Annotated in this window: 19 protein-coding genes; 10 read left to right on the top strand and 9 right to left on the bottom strand. The window is 34.2% G+C overall.

Translation table 11 applies throughout. The annotated features are described in order from the left end of the window. Positions 1-23: 23 nt before the first annotated feature. The 3 genes from SM9_RS04780 to cobM form a co-directional block, all read right to left on the bottom strand. Positions 24-362, bottom strand: a complete 339-nt coding sequence (locus tag SM9_RS04780; RefSeq protein ID WP_058739049.1) for a P-II family nitrogen regulator — start codon at positions 360-362, stop codon at positions 24-26. Between the two features lie 15 nt (positions 363-377). Then, positions 378-1,586: an ammonium transporter gene (locus SM9_RS04785; RefSeq protein ID WP_058739050.1), complete on the bottom strand. Its 1,209-nt coding sequence runs from the start codon at positions 1,584-1,586 to the stop codon at positions 378-380. Between the two features lie 163 nt (positions 1,587-1,749). Beyond that, positions 1,750-2,502, bottom strand: coding sequence for a precorrin-4 C(11)-methyltransferase (cobM, locus tag SM9_RS04790; protein WP_058739051.1), 753 nt, complete (start codon positions 2,500-2,502; stop codon positions 1,750-1,752). Between the two features lie 118 nt (positions 2,503-2,620). Here cobM and SM9_RS04795 point away from each other — a divergent pair, with 118 nt between their 5' ends. Genes SM9_RS04795 through SM9_RS04810 form a run of 4 tightly spaced genes read left to right on the top strand, consistent with a single transcriptional unit; the run spans position 2,621 to position 4,296 of the window. Further along, positions 2,621-3,016 carry a hypothetical protein gene (locus SM9_RS04795; RefSeq protein ID WP_058739052.1) on the top strand — a complete coding sequence of 132 codons (396 nt, stop codon included), beginning with the start codon at positions 2,621-2,623 and terminating at the stop codon, positions 3,014-3,016. Continuing rightward, a complete protein-coding gene (locus SM9_RS04800) occupies positions 3,013-3,513 on the top strand; it encodes a class III signal peptide-containing protein (RefSeq protein ID WP_232299185.1) in 501 nt (166 codons plus the stop codon). Before SM9_RS04795 ends, SM9_RS04800 begins: the two co-directional genes overlap by 4 nt. 26 nt (positions 3,514-3,539) lie before the next feature. Next, entirely contained in the window at positions 3,540-3,923 is a 384-nt protein-coding gene (locus SM9_RS04805; protein WP_058739053.1) for a carboxymuconolactone decarboxylase family protein, read from the top strand. 4 nt (positions 3,924-3,927) lie between these two features. Further along, complete coding sequence (locus SM9_RS04810; protein WP_058739054.1) at positions 3,928-4,296, top strand: hypothetical protein; 369 nt, start codon at positions 3,928-3,930, stop codon at positions 4,294-4,296. On the opposite strand, the gene SM9_RS04815 is transcribed toward SM9_RS04810, so the two are convergent. Genes SM9_RS04815 through mtxX form a run of 3 tightly spaced genes read right to left on the bottom strand, consistent with a single transcriptional unit; the run spans position 4,293 to position 6,588 of the window. After that, a complete protein-coding gene (locus tag SM9_RS04815) occupies positions 4,293-5,054 on the bottom strand; it encodes a TatD family hydrolase (RefSeq protein ID WP_058739055.1) in 762 nt (253 codons plus the stop codon). The genes SM9_RS04810 and SM9_RS04815 overlap by 4 nt on opposite strands. A gap of 3 nt (positions 5,055-5,057) precedes the next feature. Continuing rightward, complete coding sequence (uppS, locus tag SM9_RS04820) at positions 5,058-5,822, bottom strand: polyprenyl diphosphate synthase (protein ID WP_058739056.1); 765 nt, start codon at positions 5,820-5,822, stop codon at positions 5,058-5,060. Positions 5,823-5,871: 49 nt separating this feature from the next. Then, positions 5,872-6,588 carry a methanogenesis marker protein Mmp4/MtxX gene (mtxX, locus tag SM9_RS04825; RefSeq protein WP_058739057.1) on the bottom strand — a complete coding sequence of 239 codons (717 nt, stop codon included), beginning with the start codon at positions 6,586-6,588 and terminating at the stop codon, positions 5,872-5,874. A 153-nt stretch (positions 6,589-6,741) separates the two neighbouring features. Here mtxX and SM9_RS04830 point away from each other — a divergent pair, with 153 nt between their 5' ends. Beyond that, entirely contained in the window at positions 6,742-7,014 is a 273-nt protein-coding gene (locus SM9_RS04830; RefSeq protein WP_157064663.1) for a helix-turn-helix domain-containing protein, read from the top strand. 20 nt (positions 7,015-7,034) lie between these two features. On the opposite strand, the gene SM9_RS04835 is transcribed toward SM9_RS04830, so the two are convergent. From SM9_RS04835 to SM9_RS04845, 3 genes are all read right to left on the bottom strand, one after another. Continuing rightward, positions 7,035-8,405 carry a hypothetical protein gene (locus SM9_RS04835; RefSeq protein WP_058739059.1) on the bottom strand — a complete coding sequence of 457 codons (1,371 nt, stop codon included), beginning with the start codon at positions 8,403-8,405 and terminating at the stop codon, positions 7,035-7,037. 70 nt (positions 8,406-8,475) lie between these two features. Continuing rightward, entirely contained in the window at positions 8,476-8,763 is a 288-nt protein-coding gene (locus SM9_RS04840; RefSeq protein WP_058739060.1) for a UPF0058 family protein, read from the bottom strand. A 232-nt stretch (positions 8,764-8,995) separates the two neighbouring features. Further along, on the bottom strand, positions 8,996-9,724 hold the full coding sequence (locus SM9_RS04845) for a UPF0280 family protein (protein ID WP_058739061.1): 729 nt from the start codon (positions 9,722-9,724) through the stop codon (positions 8,996-8,998). 101 nt (positions 9,725-9,825) lie between these two features. On the opposite strand from SM9_RS04845, the gene comA reads away from it, so the two are divergent. The 5 genes from comA to hdrA are packed head-to-tail and all read left to right on the top strand — an operon-like array spanning position 9,826 to position 15,749. Further along, the gene (comA, locus tag SM9_RS04850; RefSeq protein ID WP_058739062.1) at positions 9,826-10,599 is read left to right on the top strand and encodes a phosphosulfolactate synthase; all 774 of its coding nucleotides are present in this window, start codon (positions 9,826-9,828) and stop codon (positions 10,597-10,599) included. Positions 10,600-10,651: 52 nt separating this feature from the next. Further along, positions 10,652-11,902, top strand: a complete 1,251-nt coding sequence (locus SM9_RS04855; protein ID WP_058740311.1) for a methanogenesis marker 16 metalloprotein — start codon at positions 10,652-10,654, stop codon at positions 11,900-11,902. A 9-nt stretch (positions 11,903-11,911) separates the two neighbouring features. Next, positions 11,912-12,514, top strand: coding sequence for a ferredoxin:CoB-CoM heterodisulfide reductase subunit HdrC (hdrC, locus tag SM9_RS04860; RefSeq protein WP_058739063.1), 603 nt, complete (start codon positions 11,912-11,914; stop codon positions 12,512-12,514). Then, the gene (gene hdrB, locus SM9_RS04865; RefSeq protein ID WP_058739064.1) at positions 12,511-13,452 is read left to right on the top strand and encodes a ferredoxin:CoB-CoM heterodisulfide reductase subunit HdrB; all 942 of its coding nucleotides are present in this window, start codon (positions 12,511-12,513) and stop codon (positions 13,450-13,452) included. The genes hdrC and hdrB overlap by 4 nt, the downstream gene beginning before the upstream one ends. After that, positions 13,449-15,749 carry a ferredoxin:CoB-CoM heterodisulfide reductase subunit HdrA gene (gene hdrA / locus SM9_RS04870; protein ID WP_058739065.1) on the top strand — a complete coding sequence of 767 codons (2,301 nt, stop codon included), beginning with the start codon at positions 13,449-13,451 and terminating at the stop codon, positions 15,747-15,749. Before hdrB ends, hdrA begins: the two co-directional genes overlap by 4 nt. Positions 15,750-15,824 lie beyond the last annotated feature (75 nt).

Consider the following 15,824-nt stretch of genomic DNA (forward strand, 5'->3'; position numbering starts at 1 on the left):
TTGAATCTTTAACTTATTTTTTTTTAAACTGCCTTGTTTCCCCTTTCGCCGGTTCTAATTCTTATAACTTCTTCTACATCGGATACAAATATTTTACCGTCTCCAACTTCTCCCGTTCTTGCGCTATCAATTATGATATCTATAATTTCATCCAAATCTTCTTCTTTTACTATCAGTTCAACTCTTGTTTTTGGAATCAGATCAATACAGTAACTGGAACCTCTGTATGATTCTTTTATCCCTATTTGTCTTCCTCTTCCTTTTACGGTTGAAACATTCATTCCTTCACAACCGGCTGTTAAAAGGGCTGTTTTAACAAGTTCGAATCTTTCTTCACGTATGACCGCAATAATTCTTTTCATATTATCTCCTCAAATTTAAAGTCTGTATCCGGATTCCTCATGCAATGCAGTATCCAATCCAGTAATTTCTTCGTTGTCTTCCACTCTTAATCCTATAGTAATATCTAATGCTTTTGCTATTATTAAACTTACTGCAAACGTATATATTGCCGTTGCAACAACAGCTATAATCTGTATTGTCAACTGTCCGGGATTTCCGTAAAAGAGTCCTGCAACTCCGTTTATTGCAGGTGAAGCAAATAATCCTGTTGCTATCAGTCCCCATACTCCTGAAAGTCCGTGAACTCCAAATACATCCAGTGCATCATCGTATCCGAATCTTGTTTTAAGGTTGTAGATTGCATAGTATGATATTAATGATGCTACAATACCGATTACTATTGAACCTGAAAGGCCAACGAAACCTGCTGCAGGAGTAATTGCAACTAATCCTGCAACTGCACCAGTGATTGCACCTAAGACTGTTGGTTTTCCTACATTTATCGTATCTAAAATTACCCATGCAATCATTGCGGCTGCTGCTGCGGTATTTGATACAAGTATTGCTGAACCTGCCAGTCCGTTAGCTGCAAGTGCGGATCCTCCGTTGAATCCCATCCATCCGAACCACAGAAATCCTGCGCCTAAAATTGAATATCCCAGGTTATGTGGGAGAAGTGATGTATCTTTTCTTTTTCCGAGAATGAGTGCTAATGCAAGTGCTGAAAAACCGGAATTGACTTCTACAGCCACACCTCCTGCAAAATCTATTGCACCCATATTCATCAGCCATCCTCCACCCCATATCCAGTGGCATACTGGGATGTATACAAGGCTAACCCATAATATGGTGAATATAATCCATGATTTGGTTTTCATTCTTCCGACTATTGAACCAGATACGATTGCTGCAGTCAGTGCTGCAAAGGTTAGTTCAAATCCTGCAAATACGTATGTCGGTATAGTATCTGTCAGTGAATTTACTCCTATTCCTTCCATTAATAGATTTTCCGGTATTCCTATAAATCCAAGCAAAGTTGATGATGAAAATGAAAGCTGATATCCGTATAGAATCCAAATTAGGCTAGCTATTGAAAAAGCTATTAATGATAGAAACATTGTATTTAACACGTTTTTTCTTTTTGATAATCCTCCATAAAAAAATGCTATCCCTGGAATTGTCATTAGCAGAACCATTATTGTTGAAACGAGCATCCAGGCTGTATTTCCTGTACTTAAAACCATAATTATCACAACATATATTAAGCTTCGGAAGGTGGAAGCCATCTTCCGACATAAAATATTTTGTAAAAACTACTATATAAATGTTAAATGTTTTTTAAAAATAATTAGAAAAATAAAAAATTGTTCAAAAAAGAGTTTTCCCTAAATGTTAGGGAAAATAAATTTATCTGTATTCATGTTTGAAATTAGCATCATATAGCTTGGATGGTGTAAAGTCACCCGGGTCTAGGACATCTCCAACTACAATCATTGCAGTCTTCGTAATATTGGCATCTTTAACTTTGCCTGCAATATCCTTTAAGGTTCCTCTAATTATTTCCTGGTCTGGCCATGTTGCCTTTTTGACCACTGCCACTGGGGTGTCTTCAGTGTAGCCTTCAAGCAGTTCATCGACTACCTTGTCAATCATTGATATTCCAAGGAAAATGCACATTGTCGCATTATGTTTTGAAAAGCTTCTGATGCTTTCCAGCTCTTTTTTGGGTGTTCTTCCGGCAGGCCGCGTAATGATGACACTTTGTGAAACTTCAGGAATTGTCAGCTCTGCTTCAAGAGCACTTGCCGTTCCAAATAATGAGCTTACTCCAGGAATTATTTCGTATTCAATGTTAAGTTTCTTCAATTCACGAATCTGTTCTCCAATAGCTCCGTATATTGCAGGATCTCCAGTGTGAACACGTGCAACAAGCTTGTCTTCTTCAATTGCCTTTGCCATAATGTCAATGGTTTCTTCAAGATTCAAATAAGCACTATTGTGAACATCGCAATTTTCTTTTCTTGGAGCCAATACATCTTTGTTAACAAGGGAACCTGCATAGATAATAACATCCGCTTTTTCAATAACTTTTCTTCCTTTAACTGTAATCAGATCAGGGTCCCCGGGGCCTGCTCCAATAAAAATAACTTTAACTGTCATAAATATTGTTTTATTTAATCTAGTATATATTTATTGTCTGGGATAATTTTACTCATTAAAGACATTATTGCCTTTAAAAATGAGTAAATTTTATTAATTTTAAAGATAACTTAAAATTATGGACAATCAAGGTTTCATATCTGTAGAATTTTTATTTTCATTATTTATCATATTAATAGTGGCTACTGGATTGATTGTTTATTCTCAAAATACTATCAATTCCAGTTTAAATATTGAATCTGAGTTTAACCACAGGCTGATTCTGGATGATGTAGCAAATACACTCAATCAGGTTGATTCCAATGGTGAATTTTATTCAAAATATATAAAATTACCCAAAACCAATAAAAATTATGTGCTGATATTGGAAAAGAATAAATTGACTATAGAATATGATGATAAAAAAGGTGAAATGGCGGTTCCTTTTATTGAACCATATTCAACCTATAAAATGTATCCTGGCCGTATATATCTAATAGAAAAAACACATGAGGGGAAAATTTTGATAAAATGATTCTTGAAAGTAGAGGACAGATAAGTGCAGAATATTTGCTGCTGTTAGGTTCATTGATTGTTATTTTGATGATTTCTATATCTTTTATAGCATCCCAAAATGAACTGACAATGGCAATGGTGGCAGCAAGAAGTGGAGTGAATGAAGGAAGCCTTTATGCATCTAGTGCAATCTACCCGTCGGATACATTCAACGACTATTCCAAAAAGGGCTATGAAATTTTAATTCCATCTTCGGTTGAAATAGTAAATATCAGCTATACTGATATGGGTCATGACCCAAACTTTGACAAGCAGAAAATTCAATTCATGGTTTATGCCCATTCATCAAAGGAGTTGGATAAAAAAGAACTTGATTCTATAGGTGACCGGATAAATTATAATTTGAGAAAATCCCTAGCTCTGACTTTTGAGACTGCCGGTTCAACAAACAAACTTTTCAATCCGGTTTTTTCAAAGCATTATATTTTCACAACAGCAAATGTTAAATGGATTTAGAATATATAATTTAGTAGGTGTAAAATATGGAAGACAGATTTGAAAAAGGCATGAACATATTAAAAATCACAAATGAGGAAACTATTGAAGACATATTTAAAGAGCTTGAGGATATCGCTCCTGATTTAGGACGTTTCATTGTTGAATTTCCATACTCAGAAATTTATACAAGAAAAGAAGTTGATTTGAAAACTCGGGAGTTATGTACTGTAGCTGCATTGACCGCTATTGGAACAATTCCTCAGCTTAAGGACCATATCAATGCTGCTTTGGCTGTTGGAAATACTCCCCGTGAAATTGTTGAAATTATAATGCAGATGTCTGCTTATGCAGGTTTTCCAAAGGCTATTAATGGTATAATGGCAGCAAAAGAGGTTTTTAAACAAAAAGACTTGCTTCCAGTGGAGTGAATTTATGTATTCTGAAGAAGAAAAGAAAACATTGATGAAAGAGCTTAAGGAAATGGAATCACTTAAGGTGGATACAGGAAGTGAAGGTGAAATCCTGCAGAATGACATTATTGACTTTATCACTGAAGGCAATGGAGATAAATATGATTTGATTTCAAGAATAGAACTGTTCACATATGCTTTCAAGTTGTTTTCTAGAAAAGAAGTAACTTTAAGTGATAATCAATTTATTGTATATTTAAATGATTCTATTTTGGATTATGAAAAAATTGAATTGATAAAAAAAGATTTTAATAAATTTGAACTGGTTATAGAAGCGGTTGAAGATAATAATGAAATATTGATAAATTTGAATTTTACATATCATTATTAAATTTTAAAAACTTTTCTTGCATTGTTGGTAGTAATGCTATCAACAGTTTCTATATCTTCATTTTGAATTTCAGCTATTTTTTTAACTGCCTTGACTACATTTGCAGGTTCATTTCTCTCTTCTTTTGTCATGGCTAAATAAGGACTGTCAGTTTCAGTTAATATGTGGTCGAGAGAAATGTTTTTGATTAATTCCTGATGTGCTTTTGAGTAGCAGAGCATTGTAGAAAAGCTCATGAAGTAATTGTCCTTTTCCATTATTCTTCTGGCAGTTTTTAAACTTCCGCTGTAGCAGTGAAATATTACATATGGAATATCCTCATAGTCAAGCACGATATTCAGCGCTTTTTTTTCACAGTCCCTTACATGCATAAGCAACGGAACCTTATAATCGTTAGCTATTTCAATAAAGCTCAAAAAGATTTCTTTCTGTTTTTCACGTAATGCCTTATCCTTGACGTAAAAATAGTCCATTCCCACTTCTCCAATTGCAACAATGTTATTGATGTTATCAATCAGATGGGTGTGTGCCTGTTTCAATTCTTCATCACTACAATTCTGTGAAGATACTGGGTGATAGCCAAAAGACGGATAGATAAATCCTTCATATTTTGAACATAAATTCAAAACTCCTTGATTACTTTCATATCCTATTCCAGATACTATTACTGCATCCAATTTGTCTTTTGCACGGGCAATGACTTCACTACGGTCTTTATCATATTCTTCAAAGTCAATATGGCAATGTGTATCTATCATTTCTTATACTCCAAATCTTCTTTCTCTTGCCTGGTATGACCTTATAGCCCTTAAAAAATCAACTTTTCTCAGTTCAGGCCATAATGTTTCACAGAAGTACAGCTCTGAATATGATGATTGCCATAACAGGAATCCGCTTAGGCGTTCTTCACCGCTGGTTCTTATGATAAGATTCGGATCATCGATTCCTTCGGTGTAGAGGTTTTTGCTAACCAATTCCTCATCAACATCATCGACTGTAATCTTTCCTTCCTGAACGTCTTTGATAATCTTTTTGAATGAATCGATAATTTCAAGTCTTCCATCATAACCGATAGCCAAGTTTAAGAATCTTTTATTGTAATTTTTTGTAGCCTCTTCAGCTTCGTCTATAGCTTCTTTCACGTCATCTGGAAGAAGTTCAGTTCTTCCGACAACTTTGACCCTAACTTCATTTTTATGGATTTTTTCATGGTCTACTAATCTTTTGAAGTTAATTACAAAAAGCCTCATCAATCCTTCAACTTCATTTTGTGGTCTATTGAAGTTTTCAGTTGAAAATGCATATACTGTAATTATTTCAATTCCAAGTTCAATGCTCCAGTCCAAAACATTTTCTAAAGTATCTACTCCAAGCTCATGACCTTTAATGACATCTATATTTCCTTGGAGTTTGGCAAACCTTCTGTTACCGTCCATAATGATAGCTACATGTTTCGGCATTTTATTTGGATCCAAGTCCCTTGATATGTACCAATCATATAGTCTATAAATTATATTTTCTCCCATTTGTATTACCCGAAAGTTGTTATTATATAATATATGTTATTTGTTGTTTTTAAATATTGGCTAATTTGTATGCTAATTTCAAGCTTCTCAAATATCCATTTGTATTTTGGTCACGGCTTGTGTCAATGTAAATGCTGTTTATACCAAAGGTAACAGCTCCACAGCTTGGCCAGGAATTTACTAAAACCAATGTTCTAAATATTATGTTCCCTATAATTCCATCAGGAGCTATTATAACATTACATTTATCTTTTATAGCTTTTTCAATCAGAATATAATGGTTTTTCACTTCAAAATCACTATTCTTTCTAATCAAATCAGTTAACATTTCACTTTCATCGATGGATTGGGATATTTCCTCACTTCTTCCATAATCTCCCTTTCTACCGGATGCCATAACTGCAATTTTTGGCTTTTTGGATTGCTTTTTTAGAAATTCTCCACAATGTATGGCTATTTTCAGCTTGTCCTCAAGTGTTGTTCCCTCATCAATTCCGACTGGAGTCAGGAGAAATTCAACATTGTTGCCGTTGACATATGTTGCTCTGGATATGTCGCTGAATTTAGCATTAAGCTGTTTCATGACACTTGATGCAGGCAAAGATCCTCTTATTACTGCATCTACTTTTTCATTTAATATTGCATTGACCAAATCGTTGTCATTGTCAGCCAGTTCTATTTCAACATCATCTTTTTCTTGTTTAAAAATTTCGCATGCTTGGATAATGTCTTTGTTTTTTCCTATTCCGACAGTAATTTTTATCATTAATATTAATTGTGCCTAAAATGTTATTTATATATTATTCCATTTTTCTTTTTAATTTTGCATTATTATTATTGAACATATCTGTGCAATGAATTAAAATTACTCAAAATTGTACAATAAATTTAATATACTATAAATATTATAATAATGTTTATGAAAGAGGAAGAAATTTTACATTCATTAGGTTATGTGATGGCATCATCATACAGGCTCAGTGTTATAAAATATATAGGCAATGGTGTAAAAATACCATCAGACATTGCAAAAAAAATAGGTGTTAGAACAAATCATATATCAAATGTTTTAGCTGATTTAAAAGAAAATGGTTTGGTTGTTTGTTTAAACGAAGATGCCCATAAAGGTAGATTATATAAAAATACTGAATTATCATTAGAGATTTTAAAATATTTAAAAGAAATGGATTAAAAAAATAAAAAAGTATATGATTAGTTAAAATCATCAATAGCATTATTTACCAATTCAATAACACTATCTCCTAAATCAGGATACTTATCGCTTATGGCTATTGGAATGTTATCACAGTATACCACTTCAAGACCTGCATTGATTGCATCTTTTGTTGCTACATCTACAGCAGCGGCTTTAAGTTCGGTTAACATCACATCAGCCTTATCCATATACTTTTCCATATCTTCTTTTAAAAGTGGTCTGTTGGATAAGTGGGATGTGGTTCCAACAACTTCACATGAATATTTTTCTTCTAAATAATCAACTAATTTGTCTTTTACTTCTTCAGGAGCTGTTGTTGCAAACAGTACTTTTTTACCTGAAATGTCTTCTAACGGTTTAGGTCTAAACACTGTAGAAATTACGGTCGCATCAGGATTTATTTCACTGATGAATTTCTCAATTTCAGCTATTTTTTCTTTGCTTGCCATAGGCTCTTCACACATGGTTAATATAATTAAATCACCTAGTGAAATTCTATATGGCCCAAAATATGTTGTTAAATTGCTTGTAGGTTGGTTTGCTCCAATCAACACTATTTTTTTATTTGTCTTAATTGGTGGTATAGCAGCTCCACTTCCTTCAAATATTGCAAATTTGGAGTCTACTTTGTTAGCTAGTATTGCACCTTTTTTCATATTTGTTAAAAAGACTTCACCTGCCATACCTCCACCACAGCGTCTGCATCCTATTGTCAATATTCTGCTCATCAACGCATCTTCCCAATGATCGCTTGCAGCATGAACTCCTTTCTGTGATTGCTCTAGTAAAAATTCTGCAGAAATTTCAAGCTCTTCTCCATGAACGATTTCAGGTTCTTCAGGACCTCCTCTTCCCATAGCTATAACACATGGTTCATAACCTTTTTTATCGATTAATCTGGAGACAAAACCTGAAACAGCTGTTTTTCCAATACGTTTTCCGGTTCCTAAAATTGTGATGGATGGCTTTTTCATAACGTCATATTCACTGTGAGGTTCAAATTTAAAGTCCGGACCTTGGTATGTAATTCCTTCATTCAAAACTTTGCATGCTATTTTGAATCTTTTAGGATAATCCAGGATAGGCTCATCACTTAAATCCATTACCGTATCAATGTCATATTCTCTAATCATGTCCACGATAATGTCATAAGGTATATCCTTATCTTTAGCAAATTGAACTGGGACGCCTAACACTTCTGAGTATGACTCTTCACTATCATCTCTTAATTTTTCAGTTCCGCCAATAAAAACAACAGCGGTTATGTCAATATGCTCTAAATTGTTTAAGGTATCTATTGCTTCTTGTGTGACTGGCAGGTAATGTTCACCATCAACAAGGCAAAGTGTTTTGATTAAGTTAGTCATGATTAATTATTTTTAGATGGTATTATTAAAATATGTTGGTGGCTAATTAAAAAAGAGTAGTTAAAGAAAATTAAGCTATGTTAATTTCTTTTTCTGAACGGGTAACTAAATCTGCTAAAGAATTACGTACATTATCTGGAATGGAATGATTGTCTTTATCAGCAATTACCTCAGATATAATTTTACAAAGGACAAAAATTGCATGTTTATGTTCAGCTTTAGTTTTATGGATATGATGCGGACTTATTTTTAGAGATATATATTCGCTGCAATCGTTAGAAATTTGATTATCTTCTTCTAAATATTTTAAAACATAAACCAAAAATTGATGTAATTGTATCATTTCATCTTTATACATAATAACCTAACCTATATGTTAATTAATTCTAAATATTATTTGAATTAATTATGATTTCAATCTCCTAAAATTATGAATATTATTAATATTATTTTTAATCATATTTAAATATGAGCATAAAAGTAACTTATTTTTTCATTTTTTTGTTTTCATTACTGTTATGAATATTATTGATTAATGCAAATTCTATTTTTTTTAATTTAATGCTTGATGTTAAACTTTTTTTGAAAAGTTATTTTTCATGATTTATTTTGACATTAAATTCCGGACTTTCGACAATTTTAGGTAGTTTTCCAACTGTTCCAACATTTTCATCAGATATGATTAACACTCCATTGAAAAATTCCCTGTACTCTTCAGCTATTTCAAGGGCATTTGAAATCTTGCTTTCACTGTCTTCGCCTGTAACTTCATTAGCTATTCTGGTTGCAAGTCCGTCAGCAACAGAAGGACTTTTTGATATCACACTAACACTGTCTGACTGTCCAAAGCTTATTGAATGGCCAATCTTTCCTGATGATGTGCATATTCCTAATGGTTTCTTTCTTGGTTTGATTTTAAAAGCGATGCTGTTTCCTAAAATTTTATTATTAGAATATATTCCGCACAGTACTGTTTTGTCGTTGATAATAGCAATGTCCCCACCATTTTCTACAATGGAATAATCTGATCCTTTATCTATTAAATAGTTTAAACTCATTTCAGAAATCGTTCCTGCAACACATGCCATAGGGCCTACATCAGCCTTTGCAGATGATTCATACATCTTCAAAACAATGGGACTTAATCCATCACTTTTATATTTTAATGGTTCTATGGATAACAAAAAATCCAGATTCATTGAGATGTATCTTTTCAAATCCTGCCTTATCCTATAGATATAATGCTTTAAATCAGCACCATCCAAATCACTGGTAAGATGGATATGTGTCTGGTCAATGTCAATCTCTTCAAAATACATATATATTATAATTATATACAACTTCTTTTTAATAATATCTAAAATTATTAATAATATATTATATAATATCTATTTTTATAACCCAAAAAGAATGTGATAATTTGAAAGCATTTGATTTTTTATTAAATAAGCGAGAAGAAAAACCAAGAAGCAATGGAATAACTATGGTTTTGGATAAGGGTTTAGGCCTTGAGACTGCAGAAAGCTTGATGAATATTTCCGGCGAGTATGTTGATTATCTGAAATTTGGATGGGGAACTTCCATCATTCATGATGAGGACATTATCAAAGCCAAGGTTGAAATGTATAAAAGTCATGATATAATTCCATATACTGGAGGAACACTGTTTGAACTGGCTTTCATGAATGATAAACTTGATGAATTCTTTAAAAGAGCTCATGAATTAGGTTTTCCAGCTATTGAAATATCTGACGGTTCCATTAATTTAGCTCATGAGGATAAACTTGATTCAATCAGAAAAGCTAAAGATGAAGGTTTCATAGTATTATCTGAAGTTGGTAAAAAGGATCCTAATCTTGATAAGGAACTTACATTGGATGAAAGAATCAGTTTTATGCAATCTGAACTTGATGCAGGTTCATCTTTAATAATTGTAGAGGCTAGGGAAGGCGGAAAAAACATTGGAATATTTGATGCATCAGGAAACGCCAAGGAAGATGAAATCGATTATATTTTAGATAATTTTGATGGAGATAAAATATTATGGGAAGCTCCTAACAAGGACCAGCAGGTATTTTTTATTTTAAAACTTGGAAATACAGTTAATTTAGGTAATGTTTCAAGCGATGACATAACTTCTCTTGAGACTTTAAGACAGGGTCTGAGGGGAGATACTGTAGGAAAAATCAATTAGTTTATATTTTTACATGCCAAAAAAATAATAAAATAATCAGAAGGTTATGGAATTGAAAAAGAGAGATATAAACCAAATCAATAAAAGAATTGATGATGGTGAAGCTAACATTTATACTGCAGAGGAGTTTAAAAAACTCATTAAAGAAGATAATGCTCCAAGCTTTGATGAGGTAGATGTAGTTACAACCGGAACATGTGGAGTCATGAGTGGAACCGCAGCCATTTTAAACTTCATTGTCAGTGAACCTGGAGAGTTCATAAGAGCAGATAAAGTTTATTTAAATGGAGTTCCTGCTTATGCAGGGCCTTGTCCTAATGAATGGTTAGGTGAAGTTGATGTAATACTTCATGGAACATCACATTCAATAAACGATGAAGGATACGGTGGAGGATTTTTACTTAAAGATATAATGGAAGGAAAATCCGTAGACGTGAGAGTGGAAAGCGTAGATGGAAAGACAATTGAAAATACTATTACGAAAAGTGACATAAATAGAGCCCAAATTATAGGCTCACGTATGGCATTTAAAAACTACACAGCTTTTACCAATCCGAATTCTGAAGCGGTTTCATCAATATTTGCCGCAACTCCTCTTGAAGGAAACCTTTCAGGCTTGACGTTTTCGGGATGTGGTGATTTGAATCCTTTGGAAAATGATTTGCCTCACAATGTCATTAAAACAGGTAAAAAAGTTTTATTGAATGATGCTGAAGCGTTCATTTTAGGAGATGGAACCAGATCAAATCCTCAAAAGCCAAATCTCATGCTTTCAGGGGACCTGACACAGATGGATTCATACTACTTTGGAGGGTTTAAAACAGGTCAGGGTGGTGAAATATTTAACACAGTAGCTATACCGATTCCTGTATTGAATGAAGAAATTTACAATAATCTGCTTATTTGCGATAGTGATGTTACTCTGCCTGTAGCTGATATCAAAGGTCGTCATTTGCCGCTGGCTGAAACCAATTATTATGAGCTATGGGGAACATATGACTTAAGGCCTCAATATGACAGAGCAAAATGTTCGGTTTGTGATTCATGTGAAGTTGAAAATGTCTGTCCTACAAATGCATTTTCTAACCAGCGCCTGGATTTAAGTCGCTGCTTTGGATGTGGAATGTGCGCCAACTTCTGCAGTCATGATGCATTTGACATGAATACGGGCAGTGTAGATTTGAAAATTAACGAAAAAGATGTTAATATTCCTATTATTTGCAGACAATCAGACAGATTAAGAGCAAACAAGCTATCACTTAAATTAAAGAAAATGATTAAATCAGGCGAATTTAAATTGTGAGGTATTTTCATGACTTCAAAGCAAAATATTGATGATTCACCAGTAGATTTTGCAGAAAAAATCATTATGGATGTAAAAAACTCCAAGGATGAAGGGGTCTTAAAGTGTGTACAGTGCGGAATGTGCACATCAACCTGTCCTGCAGCCCGCCACTCTGATTATAATCCTCGTGATATAATTGAAAGGGTTTTGGCTGGTGATGAATCAATTTTACAGGATGATTTGATTTGGAATTGCTTTTATTGCTATACCTGCCATAGCGTATGTCCCGTTGGAAATAGCGTATGTGAGGTAAATCAAATACTAAAACAAATTGCAATATCTAGACAAATCGGTTATGATAAGTTATATGAATATATGGGCTTTGCGGATTCATATTTCACTGCAGCCATAGGTGCAATTCCTGAGATATTTTTTGACGACATTAAAAACGATGTTCCAGGATGGTGGGAATTCAGAACTAATTTGGGAGAAATACGTGAAGAATTGGAATTGGATCCTCCATTAATGCCACCAAAGGAAACCATTGATGAGGTAAGCAAAATATTGACAATTACAGGTTTTAAAGAAAAAATTGAAAAAATAAGGGCATCACAGGAGGCAGAAAAATGAAATCTATTCCGGATAAGGATATATTGCTTTTTAGAAGCTGTCTTGTAAGCGTAGAGTATCCAGGTATTGAGTCATCTACAAAATTTGTCTTTGACAAGCTGGGCATTGACTATGCAATATCAGAAAAGCAAACCTGCTGCACGGGATTAGGCCATTATTCAGATGTGTTTGACCAGGTTGACACATCAGCCATAGGGGCTCGTAATTTCAAAATAGCAAAAGAAATAAATAGGCCGAATCTTGTAATGATGTGCGCTACATGTTATGCAATCAATAAGAAGTCCGTCAAGCTATTGAATAAAAAGGATGATTTGAGAAATCACATCAATCAGTTGTTTGAAGAAAACGGCTTGAGCCATTTGAAATATGAAAAGGATGATTTGCTTCCAACTGAAAACATATTTCATGTAGTGGATATTTTATATAATAAGATTTCAGAAATTCCAAATCATATTAAATATGATTTAAGCGACTATAAGATAGCTACTCACCATGGATGCCACTACTGTAAGGTTCACTATGAGGATACCATTGCAGGATTTAGGGATCCTAATATTTTGGATGAATTGGTTGAAGCCTGCGGATGCAAAAGCATTGGTTGGTATGACCATAAACGTGCAACATGCGGAACAGGATTCAGGCAAAGGTATTCAAATCCTGATTTGTCATTTACTGCAACTGCTGATAAGATGAACGCACTGGACGATGAGGAAGTGGAGATTGTTGTTCATTTATGTCCGAATTGTCATATTCAGTTTGACCGCTATCAGCCGTTGATATCAAAAAGAGAAGGTAGAGAGTTTAAGGCTATTCATTTAAATATTGCACAATTTATCGCAATTGCTATGGGCGGTGATTTCGATAAGGTAATTGGTGTTAAAGCTCATACTACACCAATTGAATCTGTGATAAATGACCTAAGGGAGGTTAAAAAATGAGAGATGATTTGAAAGTTGGTGTGTTTTTATGTGAATGTGGAGGAAATATTTCAGACATTATTGATTTGGATGAAGTAAGGGATTCCCTTGATGTTGAATTTATCGGTCAGTTTGAAAACTTATGCTCACTTAACGGCCGTAAGATAATACGTGATGCAATTTTTGATCATGATTTGGATAGGGTTGTAATTGCAGCATGCTCACCTATAAGTCATGAAAAGACATTTCAGGATTATGTAAAACCTCTTAATCCTTATTTGATGGATATGGCAAATATTCGTGAACAATGTTCATGGGTTCACTCTGATAAGAAAAAAGCAACTCATAAGGCTGTTACTTTGATAAAGGCATCCATTGAAAAGGTAAAGCAGTCTGATGCTGTAGATCCTATTTACTGCCAGACTCCTGATGAAGTGGCTGTAATCGGTGGTGGAATTGCCGGTATGAATGCCGCATTATCTCTTGCAAAGCAGGGAACAAAAGTTACTCTTATTGAACAGTCTCCCTCAATAGGCGGACATATGGCAAAAATCGGAAAGGTATTCTCTCCGGTTAAAATTGCAGAAGAATGTGGGATGTGTCTATTGAATCCGATATTAAATGAACTTGTATGGAATGAAAATATTACTGTTTTGACAAATTCAAAGGTTATAGAATCCGAAAGAAGAGCTGGAACATATAATCTAATCGTTGAAAAATCACCAAGGTATGTCGATACTGAAAGATGCATTGCATGCGGAAATTGTGCACAGGTCTGTGAAGTCGATGTAGCGGATGACTGGAATGATGGACTTTCCACAAGAAAAGCAATCTATAGACCATTTGGTCAGTCATATCCTGAAAGTTATGTCATTGACATGGATAACTGTACTAAATGCAGCAATTGTGTTAAGGTATGTAATATGAGAGCAATTAAGCTCAGAGGAAGGTCTGAAAGAATCCCTCTCCAGGTCGGTTCGATTATTGTTGCAACAGGCCACAAACTGTTTGACATGAACAAAAGGCCTGAATATGGATATACAAGGTATGATGATGTCATAACCCAGTCAGAATTGGGACGTATTACGGGTGTCAACGGTCCGACAAAGGGAAAGCTATTAAAGTCAAATGGTGAAGTTCCAAAAAGGGTTGTCATGATACAATGTGTAGGATCAAGGGACGAAAAGCCTGATGGACATAGGTACTGCTCTAAAATATGCTGTACGGTAGCACTTAAAAATGCAAATATCATAAAGCACAAGTATCCGGACACAGATGTTGTAATATGCTATACTGATGTAAGAACTCCGGGGATGTTTGAGAAATACTACAAGCACACACAGGAAAATGAAGTCAGGTTTATCAGGGGAAGACCTGGTGAAGTCGTTAAGAAAGGAGACAACTTTATTGTAAGAACCGAAGATACACTTAAAGGTGAGTTCATTGAAATTGAAGCAGATATGGTTGTTCTTTCAACAGCTATGGAACCTTCAGACGGTACCCGTGAAATTGCTGAAATATTGAATATCGGAACTACTGAAGACGGATTCATCAAGGAATCACATCCAAAAATCAAGCCGGTTGCAACTGATGTTCAGGGAATATTCGTTTGTGGAACAGCACAGGATCCAAAGGATATTACTGAATCAATCATGCAGGCAACAGCATCAGCATCCAAAGTATCTGAATACAATTATGGAGGGGTGGAAATAGAACCGTTCATTGCAGAAATCGACAAGGAAAAATGTATACTTTGCGGTGACTGTATAATCAGATGCAAATACAAATCAATGAGCATTCAAAACGATGAGGTTTATATTGACCCGATGGCATGTACAGGATGCGGTAAATGTCTTGTTGGATGTCACCAAAAGGCTATCCATGTTAACGGTAATATTGATGAAAAGATTACTGCAACCATTAAGGGAGTACTAAATAATAAAAAAGAAGGCGAACGTATGATATTGGTCTTTTTAGACAATATTGGATATACTGCAGCAGATAATATTGGAGTAAACCGTTTGTCATATCCTGAATCCATACATATCATTAAGGTAATTTCAGTCAATCGTGTAAGGCCAAATCATATCAAATACGCTTTAGACAATGGGGCTGACGGTATCTTTATCGGCGAGTTTCCTGGTGATTTGATGTATGATGAGGTTGAACGTAAAGTTACACGGATTAAAGAAACTTTAGAAGAGTTAAATGAGAACCCTGAACAAATAATGTTTTCAAAGGTTTACATCCCATACTTTACGGGACTTGCTCGTAAATTAACTGATTTTGACAAAAAAATTGAAGAATTGAATCTTTAATTTTTTTCTATTTTTTAGATTTTCTTATTTTTTAATTAATTATATATATTAATTAAATCATATTATTAGTACTTA

It is taken from the genome of Methanobrevibacter millerae (assembly GCF_001477655.1).
Taxonomy (GTDB): Archaea; Methanobacteriota; Methanobacteria; order Methanobacteriales; family Methanobacteriaceae; genus Methanocatella; species Methanocatella millerae_A.